Genomic DNA, 3769 nt, shown 5'->3' with positions numbered 1-3769 from the left:
AGGGGCGGAATGACGATGCTGGGCAAGCTCGACTCGTCGGCCATTCCCTTCGATCAACCCATCCCGCTCGTCGCGGCTCTCGGCGTCTTTCTGGCAGGGGTCGCCGTGCTTGGATGGATAACGGTGAAGGGCTACTGGCCCTATCTGTGGAACGAGTGGATAAGCTCGGTCGACCACAAGCGCATCGGCGTGATGTACATTGTGCTGGCGATGCTCATGCTTCTGCGTGGCTTCATCGATGCCATCATGATGCGCACGCAACAGGTGCTGGCGATCCACGGGCCGGGCTACCTGCCGCCGGAGCATTACGACCAGATCTTCTCCGCGCACGGCACGATTATGATCTTCTTCGCGGCGATGCCTTTCATGATCGGCCTGATGAATTTCGCCGTACCGCTGCAGCTTGGCATACGCGATGTAGCCTTTCCGACACTCAATTCCGTCAGCTTCTGGCTGACGGCTTCCGGAGCCCTGCTGGTCAACATCTCGCTTGTCATCGGTGAGTTCGCGCGCACCGGCTGGCTGCCCTATGCCCCCTTGTCGGAGACCACCTACTCGCCGGGCGTCGGTGTCGATTACTATCTGTGGTCGATCCAGATCTCCGGCGTCGGCACGCTGCTTACCGGCGTCAACCTGGTGACGACCATCCTCAAGATGCGTGCGCCTGGTATGGGCTACCTGCGAATGCCGATGTTCTGCTGGACCTCGCTCGCGTCCAACCTGCTCATCGTCGCAGCCTTCCCGATCCTCACCGCCACGCTGGCGATGCTGACGCTGGACCGCTATCTCGGCTTCCATTTCTTCACCAACGAAGCCGGCGGAAATCAGATGATGTTCGTCAACCTGATCTGGGCCTGGGGCCATCCCGAGGTCTACATTCTGGTGCTTCCCGCCTTCGGCATCTTCTCCGAGGTCTTCTCGACATTCTCGTCAAAGCCGCTGTTCGGATACCGTTCGATGGTCGCGGCCACGATGTTCATCTGCATCGTCTCGTTTATGGTCTGGCTGCATCATTTCTTCACCATGGGCGCCGGAGCAGACGTCAACGCCGCCTTCGGCATCGCCACGTCGGTCATCGCCGTCGGCACCGGGGTGAAGATCTACAACTGGCTCTTCACCATGTATGGCGGGCGCATCCGCTTCGACACGCCGATGCTTTGGGCGCTGGGCTTCGTGACCACCTTCACCGTCGGCGGCATGACCGGCGTTCTGCTTGCCGTTCCACCGGCCGACTTCGTGCTGCACAACTCCCTTTTCCTCGTCGCGCATTTCCACAACGTCATCATTTCGGGCGTGCTGTTCGGCGCGTTCGCCGGCTTCACCTACTGGTTTCCCAAGGCGTTCGGATTCCGCTTGCACGAAGGCTGGGGCAAGGCCGCATTCTGGGTCACCTTGGCCGGCTACATTCTGGTCTTCGTGCCGCTCTATATCGTCGGTCTGCTCGGCATGACGCGGCGCCTGCAGCATATCGACATGGATCTTTGGGCGCCATGGCTGGTGGTGGCCGTGTTCGGCGTGCTGGTGATGATCGCCGGCGCCGCACTGCAGATCATGCAACTCGCCGTTTCGATCCGACATCGCGACAAGCTTCGCGATGAGACAGGCGACCCATGGGACGGGCGTTCACTGGAATGGTCGACGTCTTCCCCTCCCCCCGTTTTCAACTACGCGCGGCTGCCTTACGTCGAGGATGAAGAGCCCTACTGGCGCATCAAGCAACGGGCAAGGGAGGAGAAGAGGCCCGGTGCGGAGGAAGGATACGAGCCTATCGAGATGCCGCGCAACAGCCCGACAGGCTTCGTCACCGCCTTCTTCAGCACGCTGATCGGGTTCGCGCTGATCTGGCACATATGGTGGCTGGCGATCGTCGGCTTCATCGGCGCCTACGCGACCTTCGTCGTCTTCGCCTGGCGCGATCATGGGGATTATGAGATTCCCGCCGAAGAGGTCGCGCGCATCGACGATGACCACAAGGCCGCACAGTCAGCCCGGCTGCGGCGCTGGGAGCGGCCGGCATGAGCGATCACGCGCTACCCGGCGACTTCGGCGCGGGCACCCAGGCCCGAGACCCCTATCGGCTTGGTCAGGGCGGCCGACACGGCGTGCGCTCCGCAACCGGCCACGGTGAAGGCGGCCCGGCCTCGAAATTCGTCACCGTGGCATATGGCTTCTGGATCTTTCTGCTGTCCGACATCATCATATTCTCGGCCTTCTTCGCGGCGTATGCCGTGCTTGCCAAGGCGACCGCCGGCGGACCGACCGGCAAGGATTTGTTCGAGCCCACCCGCGTTGCGGTGCAGACGGGCCTTCTGCTCACGTCGAGCTTCACCGGTGGCCTGGCGACACTCGCGACCCATCGCAGATCGATGGCTGCCACGCAGGCCTGGCTGCTCGTCACCGGATTGCTCGGGGCAGCCTTCCTGTTTCTGGAGGTACAGGAATTCGCGGCGATGATCGGCGAGCAGGCGGGGCCTTCGCGCAGCGCATTTCTATCAGCCTTCTTTGCGCTCGTTGGCTGCCACGGCACCCATGTCGGGCTGGGGCTGCTCTGGCTGGGCACAATGATGGCGCAGCTATGGGTCAAGGGTTTTCGGTCGGATATTTTGCGGCGGCTCCACTGCTTCGGGCTTTTCTGGCACGCACTCGACATCATCTGGGTCGCCATCTTCACCCTGGTCTATCTGTTGGGAGCATCGCCATGACCGACACCGAGAGCAGGCCCGGCGAGATGCAGGACCGCCGCGATTCCGCACCGGGCGAGGAACGTATAACCGAGCACGAAGTGGCTGGAGGGCTGTTGGGCTATGTGATCGGCTACGGCCTGGCCATCCTGCTCACGATCGCGTCATTCCTGGCGGCTCAAACCGATCTGATTTACCAGCCGGCGGTGATTTCGGCCCTGGTGGTGCTCGCTGTTGCGCAGATGGGTGTGCATCTAGTCTTTTTTCTGCACCTGACCACCGGGCCGGACAACACCAACAACATCCTGGCCTTGGCCTTCGGCGTGCTGATCGTCGCGCTGGTGGTCCTGGGCTCGGTTTGGATCATGGCCCACCTGAACGAGAACATGGCCGCCATGACGGCCCATCAAGCCGGAACGATGCCTTAAACCTCGCCCTGCTAGTCTTGGCTGAGGTGATATGAAGCTGGTACATTGTACCGCCGGGGTGGAGATAAAAGGCTCGTCAGACCTCGTGCTTTGGCTGAACTGCACGTATGGCATCTAGCGCCAAGCGAACGGCATCGATGCCTGAGACGCGGGGCTCGATCCGCCTGAAAATCACGCGGCCGTTTCGGTACTCCAGGCCCAACACCTTCCTGTCCCGCCATCGTGACGCCAGAGGCTTGTTGCGCAAGGTGATCGCGACGGCTTCGGGCCCAACATCAACTTTGCCGACACCCAGTTCCGACGCTGCTATCCGCAACCTGGTAAGTTCCAGCAGAACGGTCACTTCGCCAGGCATGTCACCAAAGCGGTCCTCGAGCTCCTCGCTGAATGCATCAAGGTCCAAGTCAGAACGAATACGAGAGAGCCGCGCATAGAGGCCAACACGGACAGTAGGCTCGTTTACATAGCTTTCGGGAAAAGCCCCTTTTGCAGGCACGTTGATGTTGGCAAGTTGCCTGTTGGGGTCGGCCCCTTCTCCAGCCGCCGAGACCGCCCGCTCCAGCAAGTGCTCGTAGAGGCCCACTCCGATCAGTTTCATATGCCCAGCCTGATCTTCGCCAAAGAGATCGCCGGCGCCGCGCAGGTCGAGGTCCCTTTGAC

At 61.5% G+C, this 3769-nt stretch carries 4 protein-coding genes; 3 read left to right on the top strand and 1 reads right to left on the bottom strand.

Annotated features, from left to right (window positions below):
* The first annotated feature begins 15 nt into the window (after nucleotides 1–15).
* The 3 genes from cyoB to cyoD are packed head-to-tail and all read left to right on the top strand — an operon-like array spanning nucleotide 16 to nucleotide 3109.
* Complete coding sequence (cyoB, locus tag EN932_RS31230) at nucleotides 16–2019, top strand: cytochrome o ubiquinol oxidase subunit I (RefSeq protein WP_024505438.1); 2004 nt, start codon at nucleotides 16–18, stop codon at nucleotides 2017–2019.
* A complete protein-coding gene (locus EN932_RS31225; RefSeq protein WP_082826763.1) occupies nucleotides 2016–2702 on the top strand; it encodes a cytochrome (ubi)quinol oxidase subunit III in 687 nt (228 codons plus the stop codon). Before cyoB ends, EN932_RS31225 begins: the two co-directional genes overlap by 4 nt.
* Entirely contained in the window at nucleotides 2699–3109 is a 411-nt protein-coding gene (gene cyoD, locus EN932_RS31220) for a cytochrome o ubiquinol oxidase subunit IV (protein WP_013525252.1), read from the top strand. The genes EN932_RS31225 and cyoD overlap by 4 nt, the downstream gene beginning before the upstream one ends.
* 76 nt (nucleotides 3110–3185) lie before the next feature.
* On the opposite strand, the gene EN932_RS31215 is transcribed toward cyoD, so the two are convergent.
* On the bottom strand, nucleotides 3186–3769 hold a 584-nt coding region (locus tag EN932_RS31215), incomplete at its 5' end, for a TRCF domain-containing protein (protein ID WP_348630214.1).

The sequence above is a fragment of the Mesorhizobium sp. M7A.F.Ca.US.002.01.1.1 genome (assembly GCF_004022955.1).
Lineage (GTDB): Bacteria > Pseudomonadota > Alphaproteobacteria > Rhizobiales > Rhizobiaceae > Mesorhizobium > Mesorhizobium ciceri.
The sequence above is the reverse complement of the archived record's forward strand: the minus strand, read 5'-3'. Positions and strand labels throughout refer to the sequence as shown.

What these genes read in the sequence shown, in the direction of transcription:
- cyoB (WP_024505438.1), top strand. Translation starts at nt 16, where the DNA reads ATGCTGGGCAAGCTCGACTCGTCGGCCATTCCCTTCGATCAACCCATC.
- EN932_RS31225 (WP_082826763.1), top strand. Translation starts at nt 2,016, where the DNA reads ATGAGCGATCACGCGCTACCCGGCGACTTCGGCGCGGGCACCCAGGCC.
- cyoD (WP_013525252.1), top strand. Translation starts at nt 2,699, where the DNA reads ATGACCGACACCGAGAGCAGGCCCGGCGAGATGCAGGACCGCCGCGAT.